This window comes from Pseudomonas paraversuta, assembly GCF_904067025.1.
GTDB classification, from domain to species: Bacteria; Pseudomonadota; Gammaproteobacteria; order Pseudomonadales; family Pseudomonadaceae; genus Aquipseudomonas; species Aquipseudomonas paraversuta.
In genome coordinates this window covers 3573457-3597844 of record NZ_CAJFDA010000001.1, presented here as the reverse complement: position 1 = coordinate 3597844, position 24388 = coordinate 3573457, and the positions used below count along the sequence as shown (strand labels likewise).

Annotated in this window: 26 protein-coding genes and 1 tRNA gene; 20 read left to right on the top strand and 7 right to left on the bottom strand. The window is 55.5% G+C overall.

What is annotated here, in order from left to right; genetic code table 11:
• Positions 1–33 precede the first annotated feature (33 nt).
• Positions 34–951: a putative 2-dehydropantoate 2-reductase gene (locus tag JQ848_RS16325; RefSeq protein ID WP_202211310.1), complete on the bottom strand. Its 918-nt coding sequence runs from the start codon at positions 949–951 to the stop codon at positions 34–36.
• 152 nt (positions 952–1103) lie between these two features.
• On the opposite strand from JQ848_RS16325, the gene JQ848_RS16320 reads away from it, so the two are divergent.
• Together JQ848_RS16320 and JQ848_RS16315 are read left to right on the top strand one after the other, a co-directional pair.
• Entirely contained in the window at positions 1104–1589 is a 486-nt protein-coding gene (locus JQ848_RS16320) for a YajQ family cyclic di-GMP-binding protein (RefSeq protein ID WP_003441196.1), read from the top strand.
• A gap of 123 nt (positions 1590–1712) precedes the next feature.
• Positions 1713–2555: a mechanosensitive ion channel family protein gene (locus JQ848_RS16315; RefSeq protein WP_003441197.1), complete on the top strand. Its 843-nt coding sequence runs from the start codon at positions 1713–1715 to the stop codon at positions 2553–2555.
• A gap of 242 nt (positions 2556–2797) precedes the next feature.
• On the opposite strand, the gene JQ848_RS16310 is transcribed toward JQ848_RS16315, so the two are convergent.
• Positions 2798–4081, bottom strand: a complete 1284-nt coding sequence (locus JQ848_RS16310) for an OprD family porin (protein ID WP_202210945.1) — start codon at positions 4079–4081, stop codon at positions 2798–2800.
• Positions 4082–4865: 784 nt separating this feature from the next.
• On the opposite strand from JQ848_RS16310, the gene JQ848_RS16305 reads away from it, so the two are divergent.
• The gene (locus JQ848_RS16305) at positions 4866–5294 is read left to right on the top strand and encodes an HIT domain-containing protein (protein ID WP_202210944.1); all 429 of its coding nucleotides are present in this window, start codon (positions 4866–4868) and stop codon (positions 5292–5294) included.
• On the top strand, positions 5294–5500 hold the full coding sequence (locus tag JQ848_RS16300) for a SlyX family protein (RefSeq protein ID WP_003441212.1): 207 nt from the start codon (positions 5294–5296) through the stop codon (positions 5498–5500). The genes JQ848_RS16305 and JQ848_RS16300 overlap by 1 nt, the downstream gene beginning before the upstream one ends.
• A 65-nt stretch (positions 5501–5565) precedes the next feature.
• Here JQ848_RS16300 and JQ848_RS22915 read toward each other — a convergent pair whose 3' ends face one another.
• The gene (locus JQ848_RS22915) at positions 5566–6168 is read right to left on the bottom strand and encodes a cold-shock protein (protein ID WP_003441215.1); all 603 of its coding nucleotides are present in this window, start codon (positions 6166–6168) and stop codon (positions 5566–5568) included.
• Positions 6169–7494: 1326 nt separating this feature from the next.
• On the opposite strand from JQ848_RS22915, the gene JQ848_RS16290 reads away from it, so the two are divergent.
• From JQ848_RS16290 to JQ848_RS16215, 16 genes are all read left to right on the top strand, one after another.
• Positions 7495–7716, top strand: coding sequence for an FmdB family zinc ribbon protein (locus JQ848_RS16290; RefSeq protein WP_003441220.1), 222 nt, complete (start codon positions 7495–7497; stop codon positions 7714–7716).
• Positions 7717–7825: 109 nt separating this feature from the next.
• The gene (aspS, locus tag JQ848_RS16285; protein WP_029612355.1) at positions 7826–9601 is read left to right on the top strand and encodes an aspartate--tRNA ligase; all 1776 of its coding nucleotides are present in this window, start codon (positions 7826–7828) and stop codon (positions 9599–9601) included.
• A 120-nt stretch (positions 9602–9721) separates the two neighbouring features.
• Positions 9722–10468, top strand: a complete 747-nt coding sequence (locus JQ848_RS16280) for a YebC/PmpR family DNA-binding transcriptional regulator (protein ID WP_127196578.1) — start codon at positions 9722–9724, stop codon at positions 10466–10468.
• A gap of 128 nt (positions 10469–10596) precedes the next feature.
• The gene (gene ruvC, locus JQ848_RS16275; RefSeq protein WP_003441230.1) at positions 10597–11121 is read left to right on the top strand and encodes a crossover junction endodeoxyribonuclease RuvC; all 525 of its coding nucleotides are present in this window, start codon (positions 10597–10599) and stop codon (positions 11119–11121) included.
• A 111-nt stretch (positions 11122–11232) separates the two neighbouring features.
• Positions 11233–11841 carry a Holliday junction branch migration protein RuvA gene (gene ruvA, locus JQ848_RS16270; RefSeq protein WP_060694300.1) on the top strand — a complete coding sequence of 203 codons (609 nt, stop codon included), beginning with the start codon at positions 11233–11235 and terminating at the stop codon, positions 11839–11841.
• A complete protein-coding gene (gene ruvB / locus JQ848_RS16265) occupies positions 11842–12900 on the top strand; it encodes a Holliday junction branch migration DNA helicase RuvB (protein ID WP_003441236.1) in 1059 nt (352 codons plus the stop codon).
• Positions 12901–13038: 138 nt separating this feature from the next.
• Positions 13039–13506, top strand: a complete 468-nt coding sequence (gene ybgC, locus JQ848_RS16260; RefSeq protein WP_003441239.1) for a tol-pal system-associated acyl-CoA thioesterase — start codon at positions 13039–13041, stop codon at positions 13504–13506.
• The gene (gene tolQ / locus JQ848_RS16255) at positions 13496–14191 is read left to right on the top strand and encodes a protein TolQ (RefSeq protein ID WP_003441243.1); all 696 of its coding nucleotides are present in this window, start codon (positions 13496–13498) and stop codon (positions 14189–14191) included. The genes ybgC and tolQ overlap by 11 nt, the downstream gene beginning before the upstream one ends.
• A 23-nt stretch (positions 14192–14214) precedes the next feature.
• Positions 14215–14667, top strand: coding sequence for a protein TolR (gene tolR, locus JQ848_RS16250; protein WP_162207799.1), 453 nt, complete (start codon positions 14215–14217; stop codon positions 14665–14667).
• Positions 14667–15761, top strand: coding sequence for a cell envelope integrity protein TolA (gene tolA / locus JQ848_RS16245; protein ID WP_003441249.1), 1095 nt, complete (start codon positions 14667–14669; stop codon positions 15759–15761). Before tolR ends, tolA begins: the two co-directional genes overlap by 1 nt.
• 47 nt (positions 15762–15808) lie before the next feature.
• Positions 15809–17059, top strand: coding sequence for a Tol-Pal system beta propeller repeat protein TolB (gene tolB / locus JQ848_RS16240; protein ID WP_050949469.1), 1251 nt, complete (start codon positions 15809–15811; stop codon positions 17057–17059).
• Between the two features lie 55 nt (positions 17060–17114).
• On the top strand, positions 17115–17615 hold the full coding sequence (pal, locus tag JQ848_RS16235) for a peptidoglycan-associated lipoprotein Pal (protein WP_003441254.1): 501 nt from the start codon (positions 17115–17117) through the stop codon (positions 17613–17615).
• Positions 17616–17621: 6 nt separating this feature from the next.
• Positions 17622–18440, top strand: a complete 819-nt coding sequence (gene ybgF / locus JQ848_RS16230) for a tol-pal system protein YbgF (RefSeq protein ID WP_029612352.1) — start codon at positions 17622–17624, stop codon at positions 18438–18440.
• Between the two features lie 163 nt (positions 18441–18603).
• Positions 18604–19251 carry a 7-carboxy-7-deazaguanine synthase QueE gene (gene queE, locus JQ848_RS16225; RefSeq protein ID WP_003441261.1) on the top strand — a complete coding sequence of 216 codons (648 nt, stop codon included), beginning with the start codon at positions 18604–18606 and terminating at the stop codon, positions 19249–19251.
• Between the two features lies 1 nt (position 19252).
• Positions 19253–19945, top strand: coding sequence for a 7-cyano-7-deazaguanine synthase QueC (gene queC / locus JQ848_RS16220; RefSeq protein WP_010655856.1), 693 nt, complete (start codon positions 19253–19255; stop codon positions 19943–19945).
• A 74-nt stretch (positions 19946–20019) separates the two neighbouring features.
• A tRNA-Lys gene (locus JQ848_RS16215) sits at positions 20020–20095 on the top strand.
• A 211-nt stretch (positions 20096–20306) separates the two neighbouring features.
• Here the strand turns inward: JQ848_RS16215 and JQ848_RS16210 are convergent.
• From JQ848_RS16210 to JQ848_RS16195, 4 genes are all read right to left on the bottom strand, one after another.
• Positions 20307–22208 carry an acyltransferase family protein gene (locus JQ848_RS16210; RefSeq protein WP_010655855.1) on the bottom strand — a complete coding sequence of 634 codons (1902 nt, stop codon included), beginning with the start codon at positions 22206–22208 and terminating at the stop codon, positions 20307–20309.
• A 250-nt stretch (positions 22209–22458) separates the two neighbouring features.
• Positions 22459–23019 (bottom strand): cysteine hydrolase family protein, encoded by a 561-nt coding sequence (locus JQ848_RS16205; RefSeq protein WP_003441268.1) that lies wholly within the window; start codon positions 23017–23019, stop codon positions 22459–22461.
• A 102-nt stretch (positions 23020–23121) separates the two neighbouring features.
• Complete coding sequence (locus JQ848_RS16200) at positions 23122–23559, bottom strand: GNAT family N-acetyltransferase (RefSeq protein ID WP_202210943.1); 438 nt, start codon at positions 23557–23559, stop codon at positions 23122–23124.
• 39 nt (positions 23560–23598) lie between these two features.
• Complete coding sequence (locus JQ848_RS16195) at positions 23599–24135, bottom strand: cysteine hydrolase family protein (RefSeq protein WP_202210942.1); 537 nt, start codon at positions 24133–24135, stop codon at positions 23599–23601.
• Positions 24136–24388: the final 253 nt, after the last annotated feature.

The following is a 24388-nucleotide window of genomic DNA, read 5'->3' as shown; positions in this document are numbered from 1 at the left end:
CAAGAAGAACAAGGCCGCAGAGTAGCGCGGGCCTCAGTTGCAGGGCAATCCACGCTGCTTCAAGTGATTGCTGAGCCGCTGTTGCAACGCCTGCAAGTGCGGGGCCGCGAGTTGGTGATTGGCAGCGGCTGCGCAGGCATAGCCCAGCAGATAGCTGATTTCGGTGCGCCGGCCTTGGGTGACATCCTGGTGCATGGAAGAAAAGTTGTTGGCAGTGGCCTGGATGACGCGGTTGACTTCGGCAGTCAAATCGATCGCAGCCTCAGGGTGTCCGCAATGTTCAAGCAAGCGACTGAGTTCGGTGCACAGCGTGCCGACTTCGCCACTGTGTGCTTGCAAACCGCCGTTACGACAGTCGTGCAGTACGGTCAGCGGATTGATCGCACAGTTAAGGGCCAGTTTTCGCCATAAACGGCTCAGAATATTCGGGCTCCACTGGTGGGCTATGCCGCTGCGCTGCAGTTCTTCAAGCCATTGCGGTGCTTCGCCGCCGCTGGTATCTCCCAGCCATGTCTGGCCTTGGCCGGCAAATACTACGCGCCAGTCGCTCTGGCGAAATGCGCCTTCAGTGCTTGAGGCAAAGATGCAGCGGTTGTGTGGGACAAGGTCGGCGACGATTTGCTGACTGCCAAGGCCATTCTGCAACAGGATCAGTTCGGCATCGGGGCTGAGCCGTCCGGCAATCTGCCTGACGGCGTGCTCTGCGTCATAGGCCTTGCAGGTCACCAGCAGGCGCTGAACTGGCTCGTCGGCCTCGGGTGTTTGGGCGCGGATGGGTATCAGTTGCGAGTGCTCACCTTCAACTAAAGTTACCCCCTGTGCCGCTTGATAGGCTTGCAGGCGCGCGCCGTTGCGCAGGATCAGCGTGACAGGCAGGCCGGCACGCGCCAGTCGCGCGGCCCACAGCATGCCCATGCTCCCGGCGCCGAGAATGTGCCACGGCGTCGGCATATTGGAGGAAGTTTGAGGCAAGGCCGAATTTGGCATGTGTACTCGCAAGTGAATGAAGTCGAAGAACCGCTATAATGCCCGCGCATTTTAACTGTCAGGTCAGGCGTGCTCCATCTGTGTTGAGCACGCCCTTTATTATTGGAGAAAACTACATGCCGTCGTTCGACGTGGTATCCGAACTGGACAAGCACGAAGTCACCAACGCCGTTGAAAACGCGGTCAAGGAGCTGGATCGTCGTTATGACCTCAAGGGTAAGGGTACTTTTGAGTTCAAGGAGAAGGACCTGACCGTGAACTTGACCGCCGAGGCTGACTTTCAGCTTGAAGCGATGATTGAGATCCTCAAGCTGGCCCTGATCAAGCGCAAGATTGATGCGCAATGTCTTGAGATCAAGGATGCCTACGCTTCTGGCAAATTGATGAAGCAGGAAGCCGTATTGAAGGAAGGCATCGACAAGGAGCTGGCGAAGAAAATCGTTGCTCACGTCAAGGACGCCAAGCTCAAGGTTCAAGCTTCCATTCAGGGCGAGCAAGTGCGTATCACTGGCAAGAAGCGTGACGACTTGCAAGAAGCGATCGCTGCACTGCGGGCCAAAACCTTCGATATGCCGCTGCAGTTCAATAACTTCCGTGACTGAATACGGGGGAACCTATGGCGATTATCTACGTCCGATTTTCCCTGGACCTGCAAAAACGATTGAGCAGTCCTATCGTCTCGCTGAACGAATGAAGTCGCCGGATATGGGTGCAAGGAGATACAAGTGGATTTGAATGCTGAAGTTGATCAGTTGATCAAGGCCTCACAGGCCTGGATCCCGATGATTATGGAATACGGCAGCCGTGTGCTGCTGGCAGTGATCACCCTGGCGGTAGGCTGGTGGTTGATCAACCGGTTGACGGCAAAACTGGCGCACTTGCTGGCGTTGAGGAAGGCTGATCTGGCGTTGCAGGGTTTCATCAGCAGCCTGGTCAATATCATTCTCAAGGTGTTGCTGGTTGTTAGCGTTGCCTCAATGATTGGCATCCAGACCACGTCGTTCGTCGCGGCCATTGGTGCGGCAGGCCTGGCTATTGGCCTGGCGTTGCAGGGCAGCCTGGCGAACTTTGCCGGCGGAGTGCTTATTCTGTTGTTCCGTCCGTTCAAGATCGGTGACTGGATCGAAGCGCAAAGCGTGAGCGGAACCGTCGATAGCATTCAGATCTTTCACACGGTGTTGCGTACCGGTGACAACAAAACCGTGATCGTGCCAAACGGTAATCTGTCCAACGGCATCATCACCAACTACAACCGTCAACCGACACGCAAGGTGGTGTTTGACGTCGGTGTTGATTACGACGCGGATCTGCAGAAGGTGCGTGAGGTGCTGCTGATGCTGGCAGATGATCCGCGGGTACTTAAAGATCCGGCCCCGGTGGTGGTGGTATCCGCCCTGGGTGAGAGTGCTATCACGATGTCGCTGCGGGTTTGGGTGGATACGCCGAACTACTGGGATGTTCTGTTCATGTTCAACGAGCACGCACGTGATCGCCTGCGGGCAGAGGGTGTGGACATTCCGTTTCCTCAGCGAGTCATCCGTATGGTTCAGGAAGTGGCTGCGAACTAATACTGCGCACCACACTTGATCATCAGGTGCAGGAACAATTAAAGGGGCGAATATGCCCCTTTATTTGTTTTAGTACCTTCATACGGGGCGATGGGGGCAGGGGCCAAGAAGTTGTTGGTTACCGGGTTGTTAGTTAGCTTGCTATATATACGTTGCCCCGGGCAATAAAAAACCACGCCCCTGAGGCAGGGGCGTGGTTTTTACTAAACACAGTACTTGTAACTAAAGCCCGAAGGCATCGATTACAGGATGTTCAGTGGGTACTCAGCGATCAGGCGAACGTCGTTGACGTCATTGCCGTAGTTGCTGGTGGTGCGGTAAATAGCGCTACGCAGACGGAAAGACAGGTCCTTGGCCGGGCCTTCCTGCAACACGTACTTGGTTTCGAAGTCGAACTCGTGCTCTTTACCTTCACCGTCATTGGTGGAGATGTTGGTGCCTCGAACGTAGCGAGCCATGAAGCTCAGGCCTGGAACGCCGTAGCTGGCCATGTTCAGGTCATAACGACCCTGCCAGGACTGCTCGTCTTTGGCGTTAAAGTCGGAGTACTGCACGGAGTTGGCGAGGAAAATGGTGCCGCCGCCGTCTACGCCGTAGTAGTAACCGCTGTCACCGGTGGAGCGCTGGTGAGCAATGGTGAACTTGTGGGCGCCGAGGCTATAGGCAGCTGCCAAGCTCCAGATTTTGTTGTCTACGTTGCCAGCCAGTTCCTGGCCCTGGCTCGAAGTTCTGTAGCCGTTGAGGTCGAAGTTCAGGGCTTGAGAGTCTGCGATCGGCAGGGTGTAGTTCAGGTTGACGTACTGCTTCTTGAAGTAGTCATCAACATCGGATGCCGCCACACCACCGACAAGGTTGTCGGTGAACTGGTAGGTTGCGCCAGCAATGTTGGCAGAGGTCAGGCCAGGCTGGCCTGGGCCGTTGATGCTGTCACGAGCCATGCCAGTTTGCGAGCTCAGCGCTGTGAAGCGGCCGGCGCTCAGTTCCAGACCCTTGATTTCCTTGCTGGTGAGCAAGGTGCCGGTAGCTACTTCTGGCAGCAAACGGCTGTCATCGGTAGAGAAAACCGGGCTGGCAACAAACTGGTTGCCGTATTTCAGAACGGTATCGGAAAGACGGAATTTTACAGCACCGCCGATTTTCGATTGGGTATCTTCCGGAGAACCGTCGCCCTTGGTAGCGAACAGGCCGTTGCCCTGGCGACCAGCGCCGCCGTCCAGGCGTACTGTGCCCATGGCGAAAGCGTCAACACCGACACCGACGGTGCCCTGGGTGAAGCCGGACTGGTAGTTGAGCAGTTCGCTCAGGCCCCAGTCTTCGCGGTAGCCGCTTTTGAAGCCGCCACCTGGCTTGGCGATGTTGCCAGCGCCGTTACGGAAATCACGGTTCATGTACAGCATGCGAGTTTTGGAAGTCAGCGTGCTGTCTTCAATGAAACCTTTAGCATCGTCCTGCGATGAGGCCATTGCGAACTGGGTAGTACCGGCTGAAACAGCCAGGGCGATCATGCTCCACTTCATCACGCGCATCGTGATTTGCTCCTTTGGTTTTTAGGAAGAGTACTGCCGTCCCACCTGAATTATTATCTGGGGCGGCTCTTTCTTTTTGTGTCGGCGCAAACTTATATCACGCCGGCCATGTTGGCGATACTTGCTCTCATAAGCATTCAGTTTCTTTACAGCCGTGTCGCAAATTGCTACCCCGCATGTCGCAGGCGCATAGCTGTATGCCGTTTTTCAGCATGTTTAAAGTGCTGTTTACAGCTGTGGCTACATGGAAACTACGTTGCGCCTACACATTTAAATCCCGGACTCTAGCGGCGCAGCTATTGTTATTTATCGCCCGGTGACCGCACTCCGGCAGACACTTGGACGACTGTGTCAGTGGCTTATGCAACAAGCATGCTCAAATTACCCAATAGCTCGAAAAATATTTTTTTGGGCATTTCCAGTCTGAAAATCCAGACGCTGCTTGGGTTAAACGGGAATATTGCAGGGCTGGCTGCCAGTTTTTCCGTTGTAAAGGCCAGGTTCTGGCGCAGGGAAACACCTCAAACGTTACCGGTAAACACCTGTTGGGGTGGTCGGTGACGTTTTGGTGCACTAAAAACATTCATATTGTGCGTTTTTGGTGCACAAGTGTTTGATGACTGTTGATTGAGCCCTTGTTGCTGCGCTGCTGGTGGAAATCAATGCTTGCTGCCGTGATGTATGGAGCAATCAAGGGTATCCTGCAGCTCTTTCGCCTGGCGGTTGATACGTGTCGTCAGGCGCCGGTTGAACTGAAACTGCCCGTTGAACAGGAGAACACCCAGTGTTCGTTTTGGATACACGCCTTCACGAGGATACCTGGCTGATAGGGGACTTCCCCTTGTGCCGTCTGTTGCTCTCCAATGATTCGAATTATCCCTGGTTTATTTTGGTGCCACGGCGCGAGGGTATAAGTGAATTGTTTCAATTGGATGAACATGATCAGCAGTTGATGTGGGCTGAGACAACAGCCCTGGCGCGGACGCTGAAGGATGCATTCGGCGCGGACAAAATGAATGTCGCGACGCTGGGTAATGTTGTCAGCCAGCTGCACATGCACGTCATTGTTCGGTACCAGGCCGATGTTGCATGGCCCGGTCCGGTCTGGGGCAAGCACCCGGCAAGGCCGTATACCCAGGCAGAGGTGGGCGCGATCCAGGACAAGTTGAAATCGGTCCTTGGTGTCGAGTTCACTTTTTCAGAGGTGCAATGATGACCCTTGAGGCGCGGGTAATGGACCTTGAGAGCCGTCTGGCTTTTCAGGATGACACCATTCAGGCATTGAATGATGTACTGGTGATGCAGCAGAACGCCGTCGACCGTTTGCAAATGCAGATGGCTGCGCTGCTCAAGCGCCAGGAAGAAATGGGCGGACAGTTCGAATCATTTGAGGAAGAAGCTCCGCCGCCGCATTATTGATTTTTGAGCAGGCAATAAAAAACCGCGATCAGCCAGGGCTGGATCGCGGTTTTTTTTTGCTGAAATTAGCGGCGTGGCAACGCTGCAATCACATCTTCAGCTTGTAGGCCTTTATCGCGGTTCATCACCGAGAACTCGACACGTTGTCCTTCCACCAGTACCCGGTGACCTTCGCCGCGAATGGCGCGAAAGTGGACAAAAATGTCATCCCCGGAGTCGCGGGAAATAAAGCCGAACCCCTTGGAGGTGTTGAACCACTTTACAGTGCCTGTATCGCGGTTGGTCATGTCATAGCTTTGCGAAGTCGACGAAGGTGATGATTTGTAGAAGCTGACTACAAGATGCAGCAACACGGCAATTACAGCAGGAACGAGACTGATCAAAATTGCTGGCTGATCGCCGATCGGCAACAACAGGCCGAACAGGGTTAGGGTTTGCAGGACAACAGCCAGCACCAATAGAGCGCTGACCAGATTTTGCAGTTGATGACGGGGGCCTTTATTCCAGAACGGAATGACTGGAGCCAGTGTCAGGTTAAGGAGACCAAAAAAAGCCAGATACAGAGCATCGGCGTGTTGCAGGTAAGGTATAGCTTCAGGTTGCAGGCTAGGAATGAAGGACAGCAGCAATGCAGCTGCGCCCGTTAGCAGGTGGACGATTTTCAACATTTCAATAAACTCACATTTAAGACGGATCGCAAGGAAGAGCTGATTGCGTACGGTTCGCTTCTGAAAATGATGGAGGCGCTAGACACGTACGGGCATCAGCCTATGCGCCGTCGCCAGAGGCTTGACGAAGGCGACACGCCGCCTATTTAACAGCAAAGCTTGGGCCTTCTCAAATTAAGCGTATTGATGGGATGTTGATGTGATTGCACAGCACATGATGATCCCCCGCGTTTTTTAGTGGTAGAGCCTTGTTCTAGAGGTGTGCAGCCCATTTCAGGCGGCATCTGATGGCGTCGGGTGATTGTGGCTGGTTACAGCATCCTATGCCGATGTTGGTACAGGCATGACCGTTGGTCATATTTCCAGGGGGCAGAGCCCTGGAAGGAGTTGTATTTATAATCTGCTATGAATTGACAAAAATAATGGGTTGCTCAAGTACTGAAAGTGTCGTGCTGGCTCGTATTTAAACTATGAGTGATAGGGGGCTTGTAGTATGTGATTTAAAAGGCGGTGCTTGAGTGCCGAGCATGATCTGGATGAGTACGGTTTTGTGGTTTTTTGATCATGCATAAAGTGTCAGTTGTCGTTGCGGGCGGGTATTTTTTAACGCTGAAGTACCAGACGCTGAGTGGGGGTATTGTATTTTCCTTAACTGTTCTGGATGGGCGCGAGGGCTTTAGCCTGGTCGTTCCCGGTTAGTTTGCTCAGAGGTTCATGTTCTTTGGTCGGGCCCGGGGCGCGCATGCCGCCTTGAGAGGCTTGCGGTCTGTGTTTCATAAGGGGTTGTTTCAAAAAAACCACCTTTGATTGTGCTGGATGTTGATTGATATTGGCGCAGAAGTGCAGGGCGCAGGGCGGGATGGATGTTTGTATTTTTTGATTTCGAAAAGAACTTGCCCTGGCCCCTTTCCAGTTTGGTCTGGCTGGAGGACTGTCGCCGGTTTGCCGATATATATCAGCAGGTGGGGTTTTATATTGAGGGTAAGAACCCTTGTTTGATAAATGCCTGGCGTTCTTGCATTGATCGGGAAGTTGATAGTGGGGCATGGAGGGTGCAAGACGTTGACTGCCTCATTGGGTTGGCATGTACCCAGGCTCGGAGAGCTTCTCCCGAAGCTGCTGAAAAATACCGGTTTGCCGGGCGATTCGGGGTGTGGGGCCGGAGCAGGTTGTTCGGTGGCTTGTAATCTTTTGCGAATCATGGTGCCTTTAAGGTCTTATGGCTGTTCATGCGGCTGCAATGGCTCGATTTACCAGATATAATCTCGCGCTTTGCTGCGTAACCCTCCTTATGGGTTGCCGCTAACGGATTGTCGAGACACGCCAATGCCCATGTACGATTACCAGTGCGCTTCCTGTGGTCATCAACTGGAAGCCATTCAAAAGATCAGTGACTCGCCACTGGTTGATTGTCCTGCCTGTCAGGCCCCTGAGCTGAAGAAAATGCTGTCCATGCCAGGCTTCCGCCTTAGCGGCACCGGCTGGTATGAAACAGACTTCAAGACAGGCTCGAAAAAGAATCTGGCAGGCGGCGACAAATCCGACTGAGGCTGAACCAAAGCAGTCTGAACACAAGCGGGCTCTTGCATTGTTACCAGCACTGACGGTGCGCAAGACCTCCACCGAATTTCGAATTACGAGAAGTGAAACCACTACCATGATGCGCAGCCATTATTGCGGCCAACTGAACGAAAGCCTGGAAGGCCAGGAAATTACCCTTTGCGGATGGGTCCATCGTCGCCGTGACCACGGTGGGGTGATTTTCCTCGATATCCGTGATCGTGATGGTCTGGCCCAGGTGGTGTTTGACCCGGATCGCGCCGAGACCTTCGCCGCCGCAGACCGTGTGCGCAGCGAGTACGTGGTCAAGGTCACCGGCAAGGTGCGCTTGCGTCCGGCCGGTGCCGGCAACGCCAACATGGCTTCGGGCATGATCGAAGTACTGGGCTACGAGCTGGAAGTCTTGAACGAAGCGGAAACCCCGCCGTTCCCGCTCAACGAATTCTCCGACGTTGGCGAAGAAACCCGTCTGCGCTATCGCTTTATCGATCTGCGTCGCCCGGAAATGCTCGAGAAGTTGCGTCTGCGCTCGCGCATGACCACCAGCATCCGTCGCTTCCTGGACGAGAACGGCTTCCTGGACGTCGAAACACCGATCCTGACCCGTGCCACACCGGAAGGCGCGCGTGACTATCTGGTGCCAAGCCGTACCCACGCCGGCTCCTTCTTTGCTCTGCCGCAATCGCCGCAGCTGTTCAAGCAGTTGTTGATGGTTGCCGGCTTTGACCGCTACTACCAGATCGCCAAGTGCTTCCGTGACGAAGACCTGCGTGCCGACCGTCAGCCTGAGTTCACTCAGATCGACATCGAAACCAGCTTCATGAACGAAGCCGAGATCATGGGTCTGACCGAAGAAATGATCCGCAACCTGTTCAAGGAAGTGCTGGGTCTGGAATTCGGTGAATTCCCGCACATGACCTGGGAAGAGGCCATGCGCCGCTTCGGCTCCGACAAGCCTGACCTGCGTAACCCGCTGGAACTGGTTGACGTTGCCGATCAGCTTAAAGATGTGGAATTCAAGGTGTTCAGCGGCCCGGCCAACGACCCTAAATGCCGTATTGCTGCCTTGCGCGTTCCTGGCGGCGCGAGCATGCCGCGTAAACAGATCGACGACTACACCAAGTTTGTCGGCATCTACGGTGCCCGTGGCCTGGCGTACATCAAGGTCAACGAGCGCGCCAAAGGTGTTGAAGGTCTGCAATCGCCGATCGTCAAGAACATCCCTGAGGCCAACCTCAATGTGATCCTCGATCGCGTCGGTGCGGTTGATGGTGACATCGTGTTCTTCGGTGCCGACAAGGCCAAGATCGTTAGCGAAGCGCTGGGTGCACTGCGTATCAAGGTCGGTAACGATCTGAACCTGCTGACCTGTGAGTGGGCTCCGATGTGGGTTGTCGATTTCCCGATGTTCGAAGAGAACACCGACGGCAGCTTCAGCGCCTTGCATCACCCGTTCACCGCACCCAAGTGCTCGCCTGAAGAGCTGGAGGCCAACCCGGCCACCGCGCTGTCCCGTGCCTACGACATGGTGCTCAACGGTACCGAATTGGGTGGCGGTTCGATCCGTATTCACCGCAAGGAAATGCAACAGGCGGTCTTCCGTCTGTTGGGTATCGGTGAAGCCGAGCAGGAAGAGAAATTTGGCTTCCTGCTGGATGCCCTGAAATACGGCGCGCCACCCCATGGTGGTCTGGCGTTCGGTCTGGATCGTCTGGTGATGCTGATGACCGGTGCCCAGTCGATTCGTGAAGTTATTGCCTTCCCGAAAACCCAGAGCGCTGCCTGCGTCATGACTCAGGCTCCTGGTGTAGTTGATGCCAAGGCACTGAGCGAGTTGCACATTCGTTTGCGCGAACAGCCTAAGGCTGAGTAAAGCTGACCTGCAAAGGCGCATCTCCGGATGCGCCTTTGCTATTCGGGTCGAGAATTTTTATTGCCGGTTCGTGGCACGTGTCAGGACCGGCAAGGTTTCATAAAGGATTCGGAGTGCGTTATGGCAGGTCATTCTAAGTGGGCGAACATCAAGCACCGCAAAGAGCGTCAGGATGCCAAAAAAGGCAAGATTTTCACCAAGTGGATTCGTGAACTGACCGTCGCTGCCCGTCAGGGCGGGGCTGATCCGGGTTCGAACCCGCGCCTGCGTCTGGCGCTGGACAAGGCCCTTGGTGCAAACATGAGCCGTGACATCATTGACCGTGCCGTCGCTCGCGGTGCCGGTGCCGCCGATACCGACGACATGGTCGAGTTGAGCTACGAGGGCTACGGTCCGGGTGGCGTTGCAGTGATGGTTGAGTGCATGACGGATAACCGTAATCGCACCGCAGCCGCCGTGCGTCATGCGTTCAGCAAGTGTGGCGGCAATCTTGGTACTGACGGCTCGGTGGCTTATCTGTTCGAGCGCAAAGGGCAGATATCCTATGCCGCGGGCATTGATGAAGATGCGTTGATGGAAGCTGCGATGGAGGCGGATGCCGACGACGTGGTGACCAACGAAGACGGCTCCATGGATGTATTCACTTCGTTCTCAAGCTTCTACGCGGTTCGCAACGCACTGGAAGCCGCGGGTTTCACCCCGGCAGACGCTGAGATTGTGATGTTGCCGACCACCAGCGCCGAGCTGGACCTGGACGGTGCGCAGAAGGTGCTCAAGCTGATCGATATGCTTGAAGACCTGGATGACGTACAGAACGTGTATTCCAATGCCGAAATTCCTGATGCGGTGCTGGAACAGCTAGCCTGATAACGTGCTACAAACCTGAGGCCGGAGGTGCAACGTTGCGATGATCGCTACGCTGTGCACCTCCGGCTTCTGCCTTTAAGCTGTTCGGGCATGTTCCCGTGGGCGTCACTTCATAAGCTGTAGGCGTTATGACTCTTATTCTTGGTATTGATCCTGGTTCGCGAATCACCGGTTATGGCGTGGTGCGAGACACCGGGCGTGGTTGCGTGTACGTGGCGTCGGGATGCATTCGTACGGGCAGTGGCGAGTTGCATGAGCGGTTGCAGATCGTCTATCGCGGAGTGCGCGAGGTGATTCAGACTTACGGGCCGGTAACCATGGGCATCGAAAAAGTGTTCATGGCCCGCAATGCCGACTCGGCGCTCAAGCTGGGCCAGGCAAGGGGCGCCGCCATTGTGGCGGGTGCTGAAGAAAGCCTGGAGATTGCCGAGTACTCGGCCACTCAGGTCAAGCAGGCCGTGGCGGGTACCGGGGGAGCCAACAAGGAGCAGGTGATGATGATGGTCATGCATTTGCTCAAGCTCACGACCAAGCCGCAAATCGATGCGTCGGATGCGCTGGCGATTGCCTTGTGCCATGCACATACTCGTTCCAGCCTGTTGCCCCACGGCCTGGGTGCGGCGCGTAGCCGGGGTGGGCGTTTGCGGCTCTGAAACACGTTTATTAATGTAATTAAGCTTGCTGGCAGGGCTCTATCTGCAATGATGCAGCCTGCTCGTTGCAGTTGTGAGCCATTGATCTGGCCAGAGAAAAGGATCTAAAACGTGATTGGACGCTTGCGCGGTACTCTGGCTGAAAAACAGCCGCCGCACCTGATTCTTGATGTAAATGGCCTGGGCTATGAGCTTGAAGTGCCGATGACCACGCTGTATCGGCTGCCGTCCATAGGCGAGCCGCTGACCTTGCACACCCACCTGGTGGTTCGCGAAGACGCCCAGTTGCTCTATGGTTTTATCGGCAAGCGTGAGCGTGACTTCTTTCGTGAGCTGATCCGGCTCAACGGTGTCGGCCCCAAACTGGCTTTGGCGTTGATGTCGAGCCTGGAGGTAGACGAGTTGGTGCGCTGCGTGCAGGCGCAGGACACATCTGCCTTGACCAAGGTTCCGGGGGTGGGCAAGAAAACCGCCGAGCGACTATTGGTTGAGCTCAAGGATCGTTTCAAGGCCTGGGAGCAGGTGCCGAGCATGTTTGCGCTGGTGCCAAACCAGCCGGACGCGCCGTTGCAGGTGGCCAGTGCAGAAAGCGATGCGGTCAGCGCCTTGATTTCTCTGGGGTATAAACCTCAGGAAGCAAGCAAGGCGGTATCCGCGATCAAGGATAAAACGTTGAGCAGTGAAGATATGATTCGTCGTGCCCTCAAGGGAATGATTTAAGTGATTGAAGCTGACCGTTTGATAACCGCCTCAGGCGGGCGGGACCGCGAAGAGGTTCAGGATCGGGCGATTCGTCCTTTGAGCCTGGCCGACTATATTGGTCAGCCGACGGTGCGCGAGCAGATGGAGCTGTTTATCCAGGCTGCCCGCGGGCGCTCGGAATCGCTGGATCACACCCTGATTTTCGGTCCGCCCGGGCTGGGTAAAACTACGCTGGCCAATATCATTGCCCAGGAAATGGGGGTGTCGATCAAAAGCACCTCGGGTCCGGTGCTGGAACGACCGGGTGATCTGGCCGCGTTGCTGACCAACCTTGAGCCGCACGATGTGCTGTTTATCGATGAGATCCATCGCTTGTCGCCCATCGTTGAGGAAGTGCTGTACCCGGCAATGGAGGATTTCCAGCTCGACATCATGATTGGTGAAGGGCCGGCCGCACGCTCGATCAAGCTCGACTTGCCACCGTTCACCCTGGTGGGAGCGACTACCCGCGCGGGGATGCTCACCAATCCGTTGCGTGACCGGTTCGGCATCGTGCAGCGGCTGGAGTTTTACAGCACGGATGACCTGGCAACGATTGTCAGCCGTTCGGCCAAAATCTTCGGTCTGCCCCTCGATCCGGAAGGCGCCTACGAAATTGCCCGGCGCGCACGTGGCACACCGCGCATCGCCAACCGTTTGTTGCGTCGTGTACGGGACTTTGCCGAGGTGCGGGCCAAGGGTCATATCACCAAGCCGGTGGCCGACCTGGCGTTGAATCTGCTGGATGTCGACGAGCATGGTTTCGATCATCAGGACCGGCGCCTGTTGTTGACCATGATCGAGAAGTTCGACGGCGGTCCGGTCGGAGTCGACAGTCTGGCCGCTGCAATCAGTGAAGAACGCCATACGATCGAAGATGTGCTGGAGCCGTATTTGATCCAGCAGGGCTATATCATGCGCACGCCCCGTGGTCGCGTTGTGACCCGGCACGCGTATTTGCACTTCGGACTGAACATTCCGTCGCGCCTGGGCGAAATGCCGGTCGTAGACGAGTTTTTGAATGCTTTAGATGATTAATAAGCGGTCGGCAGTCGATTTTTTCGGCGTTTTTGCTGTCTCAAGGGCTGGCGCTGAAAATCCCGGGTCTTAAAGTCCGGGAAGAATGAAAAAACAGTCGATTGGCGGATTGGCAACCTGAGGAGTAAGCACTAGAGTATGCGCGCGCAAAACAGGCTGGAGCCGTTCGCACATCGCTGTCGCGTTTATTACGAAGACACCGATGCGGGTGGCGTCGTGTATTACGTAAATTATCTAAAGTTTATGGAGCGGGCTCGAACCGAAAGGCTGCGGGAGCTGGGTTTTTCCCAGTCCGAGCTGGTGGGGGAGAACCTGTTATTTGTCGTGCATTCCAGCGAGGCGCGTTACCACGCTCCGGCGCGACTGGACGATGAACTGTTGGTTAGTGCGCAAGTGACAGAGCTCAACCGTGCAAGCCTGCGTTTCAAGCAGCAGGTCTGGCGGGCGACAGATGCAACACTGCTCTGTGAGGGGCAGTTTTTGGTGGCCTGTGTGCGCGCCGATAGTTTTAAACCCCGGGCCATTCCCGAAGCTTTACGTACGGCCTTTGCCGACGTGAGCGGCGCGGGTAAACATTTAGAGCAGGAGATAAAGCGTGGAAGCTAACGTCGTCGACCATTCCTCCATGTGGAGCTTGGTCAGCAATGCCAGCATTGTTGTGCAGTTGGTAATGTTGATCCTGCTGGCCGCATCGGTTACCTCATGGGTCATGATTTTTCAGCGCAGCACCATGCTGCGCGCCGGTCGACGTGCCCTGGAAAGCTTTGAAGAGCGTTTCTGGTCCGGTATCGACTTGTCGAAGCTGTATCGTCAGGCGGGTAGCAACCCGGACCCGGACTCCGGAGTCGAGCAGATTTTCCGTGCCGGCTTCAAAGAGTTCTCTCGTCTGCGCCAGCAGTCGGGTGTTGATCCGGAAGCCGTTATGGAAGGTGTTGCACGTGCCATGCGTGTAGCCATCTCCCGTGAAGAAGAGAAGCTTGAGCAAAGCCTGCCGTTCCTGGCAACCGTGGGTTCTGTCAGCCCGTACATCGGTTTGTTCGGTACGGTCTGGGGCATCATGAACTCCTTCCGGGGTCTGGCCACTGCCCAGCAAGCGACTCTGGCGACTGTTGCCCCGGGCATTGCCGAAGCACTGGTTGCCACGGCGATTGGTCTGTTCGCTGCGATCCCGGCAGTTATCGCTTACAACCGTTTTGCTGCACGTAGCGAAACCTTGATTAGCCGCTACTACACCTTCGCCGATGAGTTCCAGGCGATCCTGCACCGCAAAGTGCACACCAGCGAAGAATAAGCAGGTAATTTCCAATGGCTTTAATCGCTCGAGCGCGCAAAAAGCGCAAGCCGGTTGCCGAGATGAACGTAGTGCCATACATCGACGTGATGCTGGTACTGCTGGTCATCTTCATGGTGACCGCACCGATGCTCAACCAGGGTGTGAAGGTTGATTTGCCCAAGGTCTCCAGCGAGGCTTTGCCGCAGGACAACAACACTCAGGTTCTGACCATTTCGATCAAGGCTGACAAGACCTATTTCTGGAACCTTGGCAGTGAAGTCGACACCGAAAAGCAGATGGACAAGGCCATGACCTTGCCGCAGATGACTGACGCAGTGACTAAAATCATTCGCGCGGGCAACGAAGGCGGCAAGCACACCCAAGTCTTTATCCGCGGTGACAAAACTGTGGATTACGGCGCGGTGATGGGCGCCATGGGTGGCCTGCAGAAGGCCGGGGTCGGTAACGTTGGCCTGATAACCGAGGCTCCCTGATGCGCGAACAGCGGGAGCCGTCCGCCTCTGAAAACTATTTTTGGCCTACAGTCTGGGCGGTAGGGCTGCACATCCTGATTTTTGGCATGCTGTTCGCCAGCTTTGCCATGACTCCGGAACTGCCGCCGTCCAAGCCGATTGTTCAGGCAACCTTGTATCAACTGAAGTCCAAAAGTCAGGCGACCACCCAGACCAATCAAAAGATTGCGGGTGAGGCGAAGAAATCCGCCGCACGCCAGACCGAAGTCGAACAGATGGAACAAAAGAAGGTTGAGCAAGAGGCTGTAAAAGCCGCGGAACAAAAGAAAGAAGAGGCTGCCGAAAAAGCTGCTGATGCCAAGAAGGCTGATGAAGCCAAGGCGAGCGAAGCCAAAAAGGCAGACGAGGCGAAGAAGGCAGATGACGCCAAGAAAGCCGACGATGCCAAAAAGGCTACAGAAACCAAAAAAGCCGAAGAGAAGAAACTGGCTGATATAGCCAAGAAGAAATCTGAGGAAGAGGCCAAGAAGGCTGCGCAAGAAGAGGCCAAGAAACAGGCCGCTGAAGACGCGAAGAAAAAAGCGGCCGAAGATGCGAAGAAGAAAGCTGCTGAAGATGCCAAGAAAAAGGCCGTAGCAGACGAGGCGAAGAAGAAAACCGCCGAAGATGCGAAGAAAAAGGCGGCTGCCGATGCTGCCAAGAAAAAGGCCGTAGAAGCAGCGCGTAAATCGACCGAAGACAAAAAGGCGCAAGCACTGGCTGATTTGCTTTCCGATACGCCACAACGCCAGCAAGCCCTGGCTGATGAGCAGGGCGATGAGGTCGCCGGCAGTTTCGATGACTTGATTCGTGCTCGAGCAGCAGAAGGCTGGGCTCGTCCACCTTCGGCCCGCAAGAATATGACAGTGGTACTGCAAATTGGCATGTTGCCAGATGGCACGGTAACGTCGGTGACGGTTGCCAAGTCCAGTGGTGATGGCCCGTTTGATAGCTCGGCTGTGGCAGCGGTCAAGAATATTGGCCGTTTAACGGAAATGCAGGGCATGAAGCCCAGCGATTTTAATCCTTACCGATCATTCAAGATGACATTCACACCTGAGGATCTAGCCTTGTGATTAAATTTTTTCGAGGACTGCTAGTCATCGTCTGCTGCGTGGCAGGGATGGCGGTAGCAGATGAAAAGAACATTCTGGTTACCAGTGGTAGCGACCGGGCAACGCCAATTGCAGTTGTTCCTTTCGGCTGGCAGGGCGGTACCGTCCTGCCCGACGACATGGCTGAAATCATTGGCAATGACCTGCGCAATTCGGGTTATTACGCGCCGATTCCAAAGCAGAACATGATTGGCTTGCCGACCCAGGCCAGCGAAGTCATTTTCCGTGACTGGAAAGCCCTGGGCGCCCAGTACGTCATGGTTGGTAATATTGTCCCGGCGGGCGGTCGCCTGCAGGTTCAATATGCCTTGTTCAACGTGGCGACCGAGCAGCCAGTGTTGACCGGCAGCGTGTCGGGTACCACTGATCAGCTGCGGGACATGGCGCATTACATCTCTGACCAGTCATTTGAAAAACTGACCGGTATTAAAGGTGCATTCTCTACACGTCTGCTTTATGTAACGGCTGAACGTGCCAGTGCGACCAACACCCGCTACACCTTGCAGCGTTCGGACTACGATGGTGCCCGTGCCGTTACCCTGCTGCAGTCGCGCGAGCCTATTCTGTCGCCGCGTTTTGCTCCGGACGGCAAGCGTATCGCTTATGTATCGTTCGAGCAGAAGCGTCCGCGTATCTTCATGCAGAACATTGATACTGGCCGTCGTGAGCAGATCACCAACTTTGAAGGCCTGAACGGTGCGCCTGCCTGGTCGCCGGATGGTTCCAAGCTGGCGTTTGTATTGTCCAAAGACGGTAATGCCGAGATCTACGTGATGGAACTGGCTTCGCGTCAGCTGACTCGCGTGACGAACAATCCGGCAATTGATACCGAACCGTTCTGGGGTAAAGATGGCAATACCATCTATTTCACCTCTGACCGGGGCGGTAAACCGCAAATCTACAAGACCACAGTTGGTAGCGGTAATGCAGAGCGCGTAACTTTTATCGGGAACTACAACGCCAGTCCGAAGCTTTCGGCTGACGAAAAGACCCTGGTAATGATCCATCGTCAGGACGGTTTCACTAATTTCCGTGTTGCAGCGCAAGATTTGCAGCGTGGAACCGTGAAAATCCTCACAGATACCAACCTTGATGAGTCAGCTACTGTTGCACCCAACGGCACCATGGTAATCTACGCCACCCGCCAGCAGGGCCGGGGAGTCTTGATGCTCGTGTCCATTAACGGACGCGTAAGGCTCCCTCTTCCTACCGCTCAAGGCGAAGTCAGAGAACCTTCCTGGTCCCCTTACCTGAACTGACGTGGTGATAGCTTTACGTTGCATATAACACTTGGGGTTCATTAGGAGTTTTACGATGGAAATGCTGAAGTTTGGTAAATTCGCTGCGCTGGCACTGGCCATGGCTGTAGCTGTAGGTTGCTCGTCCAAAGGCGGCGACAATGCCGGTGAAGGCGCTGCTGTTGATCCAAACGCTGGTTACGGCGCAAACACAGGCGCTGTTGATGGCTCCCTGAGTGAAGAAGCTGCTCTGCGCGCGATCACTGTTTTCTACTTCGAATACGACAGTTCGGACCTGAAACCAGAAGCAATGCGCGCTCTGGACGTACACGCTAAAGACCTGAAAGCTAACGGCGCTCGCGTTGTTCTGGAAGGTAACACTGACGCCCGTGGTACTCGTGAGTACAACATGGCACTGGGCGAGCGTCGTGCGAAAGCCGTTCAACGCTACCTGGTACTGCAAGGTGTTTCTCCAGCACAGCTGGAGCTGGTGTCCTACGGTAAAGAGCGTCCAATCGCTACTGGCAACGACGAACAGTCGTGGGCTCAAAACCGTCGCGTCGAACTGCGTAAGTAATTCGTCATGCGAACGTGCCGCCGTGCTGTAACTATTCTGACTCTCAGCCTCATGCCGCTAGCGGCATGGGCTGCGGTTCCTGTGGTCGATGACAACTCTGGCTATAACAATAGCGGGGGGAGTAATCCGGCTACGGGTTACGGTGCGAGCGGCGCCTATGCCGGGGGAGGGGTTTCGACCCCTATCTCGGCACAGGGCGAGCTGTTCAACCAGTTGCAACAAATGCAGGAGCAGATTGCCCGCCAACAAGGTGTGATCGAAGTTCTGCAAAATGATGTTTCGCGGATGAAGCAAGAAAGCCTGGAGCGATACCAGGAACTTGATCGGCGAATAGGAACCGGCGTTGCTCCTGCTGCCGCTCCTGATAATTCTTCTGCCGGTGGTGCTAATGCCGCCGGTAATAGCGCAGCACCTGCTTCTCAGGCCGCTGCCAGTTCGGAACCTGGCGATCCGGCGAAAGAAAAGCTCTATTACGATGCTGCTTTCGACCTGATCAAAGCCAAGGACTTCGACAAGGCCAGTCTGGCGTTCACTGCCTTTCTGCGCAAATACCCGAACAGTCAGTATGCGGGCAATGCCCAGTACTGGTTGGGTGAAGTGAATCTGGCCAAAGGTGATTTGCAGGCCGCTGGCCAGGCATTTGCCAAGGTCAGTCAGCTGTATCCCAAGCATGCCAAAGTGCCGGATTCGCTTTACAAGCTCGCTGATGTAGAGCGCCGCCTCGGTCATACCGACAAGGTTAAAGGCATTCTGCAGCAAGTGATCGCCCAGTACCCTGGTACTTCGGCGGCACAGCTGGCGCAGCGAGATCTGCAGCGCATGTAAGCAACACAATGCTTTCATCGAGAAACCCGCGCCTGTCGCGGGTTTTTTCGTTAGAATCCACGCCCTTTTATGAAATACGCTCTTCTGAGTCCTGCGCAGGCAGATTCTTTGGAGTGCCTGACGGAGGCGGACAGCCTGTTTAGCTGTTACGCCCGTGGCGGATATGCAAGACACATTGAGAATTACCGAAGTTTTTTACTCTTTACAGGGTGAAACGCGAACGGCTGGCCTGCCCACCGTTTTTGTACGCCTGACCGGCTGTCCTTTGCGCTGTCAATATTGCGACAGTGCCTACGCGTTCAGTGGCGGCACCGTACGTCCCCTCGACAGTATCCTTGAGCAAGTGGCCGGGTTTCGTCCGCGTTATGTTTGTGTGACGGGAGGGGAGCCTCTGGCGCAGCCCAATGCCATCCCTCTGCTCAAGCAACTGTGTGATGCGGGTTATGAGGTCTCGATCGAGACCAGCGGAGCGCTGGATATCTCTGCGGTCGACCCGCGTGTCAGTCGGGTGCTCGACCTGAAGACGCCGGGCTCCAAAGAGTCCCATCGCAACCTCTATGAAAACATTGCGCTGCTGACACCCAATGACCAGGTCAAGTTTGTGATCTGCTCGCGGGAAGACTATGACTGGGCGGTCTCCAAGCTGATCGAGTACGGCCTGGAGCGACGGGCTGGCGAAGTCTTGTTCTCGCCAAGTCACCACGACCTGAAGGCCCGCGATCTGGCGGACTGGATCGTGGCGGATAACCTGCCAGTACGCTTGCAAATGCAGCTGCACAAATATCTTTGGAACGACGAGCCGGGGCGCTGAAATGACCGAACAAACTGTTGTCACCGAAAAAAGAGCCGTAATCCTGCTGTCTGGCGGTCTTGACTCCGCGACTGTGGTGGCCATGGCGCGCGCCGAAGGCTACAGCTGCTACACCATGAGCTTTGATTATGGTCAGCGTCACCGTTCCGAACTCGACGCCGCTGCGCGTGTAGCCCGTGACCTGGGCGCGATAGAGCACAAAGTCATCGGCCTGAACCTGGACGGCATTGGCGGCTCGGCTCTGACTGACAGTTCCATTGACGTGCCAGAGACCCTTGGCGAAGGCATCCCGGTCACCTACGTGCCTGCACGTAACACCGTGTTCCTGTCGTTGGCGCTGGGCTGGGCAGAAGTGCTGCAAGCGCGGGACATCTTCATCGGCGTCAATGCGGTGGACTATTCGGGCTACCCGGATTGCCGTCCTGAATTTGTTCAGGCATTCGAAGTCATGGCAAACCTTGCGACCAAGGCCGGCGTGGAGGGGAACGGGTTCCGCATCCAGGCTCCGCTGCAAAACCTGAGCAAGGCGCAAATCGTCCAGACCGGTGTAAAGCTCGGTGTTGACTACTCCCTGACGGTTTCCTGCTATCAGGCAGACGCTCAGGGCCGTGCGTGCGGTAAATGCGACAGCTGCCGACTGCGTGCTGAAGGCTTTGCAGCGGCCGGAATTACTGACCCAACCCGCTATTTTTGAATTATTTCGCATTTATTTTTAACTGGGTGTTGAATTCTCGTTAAAAATCAGTATTATACGTCCCACAACGAAGCGGGTCGTTAGCTCAGTTGGTAGAGCAGTTGGCTTTTAACCAATTGGTCGTAGGTTCGAATCCCACACGACCCACCATATGCAACACCAAAACAGCCGGTCTAATCCTCAGGATTAACCGGCTTTTTTGTGCCCGGGATTTGTGGGTGCAGGGTGGCACGCAGAGAAGAGCCACCATGGCGGGCCAAGGCCCGCACAGGTCGACAACGCAAGTTGGCGTCGTTTCCGGGGTGAGTCCAGCCTCAGTTGCTTCGGCCCCCCTGTCGAGCCTCCACGAGCCTGTACGCGGCTAAATTCCTTTGAACACGTCTTTAAACAATCCCTTCAACTGTTCGTTGCCTGCGTCTACGAGATGGTTGTCATCGTAATACAACGGAACCCCGTCCCTGGACCCCATGCATTTGCCGTCAGGGCATAGATATGGGGTTGGATCCACTACGGTTGCGTTGCAACGCTTTGCTGCAGTTTCGATCGCGGTAATGGCAATCCTGTTGCGCTTTTCATATTCATGCAGCGGGATCGAAATATCCGTGGTGTGCTGGAATATTCGCCTGTGCAGATTCAGGCCTTTATAGACACTGAAGGGCATTTCCGGAATCGGCTTTACGATATAAACCGGATGGTTTTGTGCGATCGAGCAGACGACGTCGATGTATTTCGCGGTGTAGGTTTCGACAAAAGATGAGCCATCCGGGTCTTTGGCCTCAGGGAAGAAAATTCGGTGCTTGTTGTTTCGGCTCTGGTCCCAGTACAGCGCTGCCCGACTGAACAGCACCACTGGGATTCCCTTATAGGAGTTCTTCAGGACTTCCAGTTTTTCCTGGTTGAACGCCTGGCATTGGCGCTGCAGTTCTTTGTCACGCATTTCAAAGTTTTGCAGGGTCGGACAACCACCGCGCGCCCAGGATAAAGCGGCTTGCTTGTTCTCGAGCTGGACCGCTGCTGCCGTTGATTGAGCGTGACTGTCACCAAACAGAATGACCGACACTTCGCCCGTACCGAGTTTGCAATCGGCGGCGGCATAGTCGTTGGGGAAGCATTCCTGCGAGTACAGTGTGCCGGAATACGCAGGTTGGCCCAGGTCCACAAAGGCAAACCTGACGCCAGGGTAGTCTTTTACTACCGAGGACGTGACGGCTGACAAGGCGACTGCGCCAAGCGCATATGAGGCGTACTTGATGATGGTTTTCGTAGCGGAGGTAGCGCTGTTCGCCCGTGACTCCACCAGATAGAACGACAGGGCACCCAGCACGAACGAAAGAATAATTGCGCCGGTCACGTACGGCCAGCTCGTCAGCAGGCCACAGGTATAGAGCAATACCACCAGCGGCCAATGCCAAAGGTAAACCGAGTAAGAGATCTTGCCGGTGTATTGCAGGGCTCTGTTGGTACTGAAAGCCGACTGGGTATTTCCGTAAATCACCAGCGCTGTTCCGAGAACCGGCAGCAACGCTAAATAACCGGGCCACTGATCCTGCTCGGAAAAACACATCACACTGGCCAGGATGGCCACAAGGCCCAGGCCTTCGCAAATCGAACTGCTGCGCTTGCCAAGTTGCAGCGGGTACAAAAATACCAGCCCGCCTGCGATCATCTCCCAGGCTCGGGTGGGCAGCATATAAAAGGCAAATACGGGACTGGTCCTGGTCAGAACGACAGAGGCCGCGAACGAGATCAAAGCCAGCAGTACCAAGGTACTTCTTGTGTTTTTGGCACCCACAAACTTGTAGAGCGCCATCAGCAGTAACGGATAAAGCATATAGAACTGCCACTCAACCGAAAGTGACCAGGTATGCAGTAGCCAGTTTTCGTGCAGCGGAGCGTCGAAGTAACTGCCGCCTTTGGCGAATGTGAAGTTCGAGCTGAAAAGCAGACTGCTTTTGAGCGTCCTTATGGCATCCCGATAATCATCCAGGGGCAGAAATACGAAGCCGAATATCAACAGTGCAATGCACAGGGTCAAAAGGGCCGGGATGATGCGGCGCGCTCTTGATGCGTAAAACCCCAGGAGGGAGAAGCGCTGCGTTTGTAGACCGGTGAAAATGATTCCGGTCATCAGGAAGCCCGAGATGACGAAAAATACGTCGACCCCTGCAAATCCTCCACCAAACCCTTGAACCTTGAAGTGGAAAAGCACCACCGAAATAACGGCGAGTGCCCGTAACGCATTGATGTTATTTCGAAATTCCATCGTCCTGCCCAATATCACGTCCATTGTGGGGTGGCATTGTAGTGGCCATGATGGGCTGTATGAACGGAAATCGTTTTTCCATCGCTAAACTATTTCAGCCGGCATCGGCGGTCGATGCTGTGCAAGGTTTCGCGCAGGGAAATCACCTGCTCCGGAGCCAGCCAAAAGCACCTGCCCAGGGGGGTGGGCGATCTTGCCGGCTCGCTGTTGGCCGGATTGCACTTCAAGTGGCGTCAACACCAGCGGGGCTTCAGATAAGGTTTAAAATCTGCCCGGTCTCGACAATGGTCGCGTAGTCCATTGCCAGATTGCTGAGAGAGATTGCATGTATATCCTCTGCACTCCAGTGGCGGCCTGTCAGATCATTTTGATCGAACGTGTAAGCAGCGTCCGCAGGCACTATCACCTCAAAGCCCAGGTTGCCTCCCGAGCGCACCGTCGACTCCACCGAGTTATTGGTAACAACACCGCAGATCACCAGTTGCCGAATTGAACGGGTGGTCAGCCAGCGCTCAAGGCTGGTGGCGGTAAAGGCATCCGGGACGTTCTTTTCCACAACGTGTTCATGGGCCAGAGGCACAAACGCCTCCTGAAACTCGCAGCCGGGTTGTCCCGGGTGAAATACCGAGTCGGCTGATCGCGATATGTGCCGCACGTGAACCACCGGCCTTGCAGACCGTCGCCATGCACTCAGTAACGCCTCGATCCGCAACTCGGCCTGGGGGTTGTTGCGTCTGCCCAGCTTGGGATGATCAATGCCTTTCTGCATGTCGATGATCACCAGTGCTGCGTTGTCTTCGAGCCTTTGCATGTGATGTCCGATTGCCGGGGGGAAGGGGCGCAATGCTAGCGCGAAGTACCGGGCGGGCGCCTGCTGTCCGGCAATGAACATCAGGCGACCGCCGTGCAGGGTTTATGGGCGCTGCTTCTCAAAGCGCACATCACCTTGCTCCAGGTTCTCCACCGCTTGCCAGCCGAGCTTGCGGTAGAAGCCACTGGCGCGGCTAGCCCCGGCGGTTTCGAGCCAGATCGTCGGGTGCTGCCGGAACAGGCAGGCTTCGGCTTTTTCCATCAGGCGTCGGCCGAAGCCGTGACCCTCGAATTCAGCCCGCACGAATGCCGCAAACACGCAGCCTTCTTCGAGATCAACCATGGAAAACCCCACCGGGGTGCCATCGGCCTCCGCGATCCAGAGGCACGGCGCCCGGGACATCGCCTGGCGTATGGCTTCGGGGGTAATGCCCATTTGCGTTAACTGATCACGGGACAGGTGGTTCTCTGTCACGCTGGTGCGGATGTCGAATATCACCTCGATATCCGTCTCATTGGCGATTCTTACCGTTCTTTGCATGATCTGTGTCCTCGGCTTCGGCGTTTTTTTGCTGGCAATTCAGTCAGCGCAGGGGTCCTGAAAGCTCCAGTCCTGTGCCTGGACAACACGGCAGAAAGGTCCGGCCAGGGTCGCATTGTGATGTGCCACTATCTGCCGGGCCTTGAGCAAGGGTGTGTCGGAGCAGGTATGACCGTCGGCAATCAGCACCGCATCAAAGCCCAGATCCCTGGCTGCCCGGCAGGTGCTGTCTACGCAATATTGAGTCTTCATTCCGGTGACGACTATGCCCGTGCATCCACGCACTTGCAGCTGTTGCTCCAGCTCAGTCATGCAAAATGCGCTTGGCCGGCTTTTGTTGAAGATAACTTCGTCACCCTGCAGCTCCAGTTCTTCAACGATTTGCGTCAGCGGGCTGCCTGGTTCGATGGGCGACCCCGACGGGCCAGTGTGTCGGGCCAGGAAGATCGGGGCGCGGGATTGCCGTGCATCGCTCATCAGCCTGTTCAATGTGTTTATCAGCGCTGGCACCTGCCAGGGCTGGTCCGGGCCCTGAACCAGACCGACCTGCATATCGAGAATCAGTAGTGCATACATGGTGCATTTCCTTGCGAGTGAGCCAGCGACAGCAAGGCACAAAAAAGGCCCTGCGCATTGCTGGCGGGCCTTTGAAGTTCGTTTTGGTTCAGCTCACGACACTTCTCACGGCCCGCCTTGTGCGGTCGTGGTAGTGGTGGTGGTCGAGGCGATACGGTACGTGCTCATGGACTGGAAGGTAGCCACCCCATTGCGGATTGGCAAGCGCCATTGTGAACGCGGTGTAGCGCAAGGTTGTCCCTCACCCGGGCGC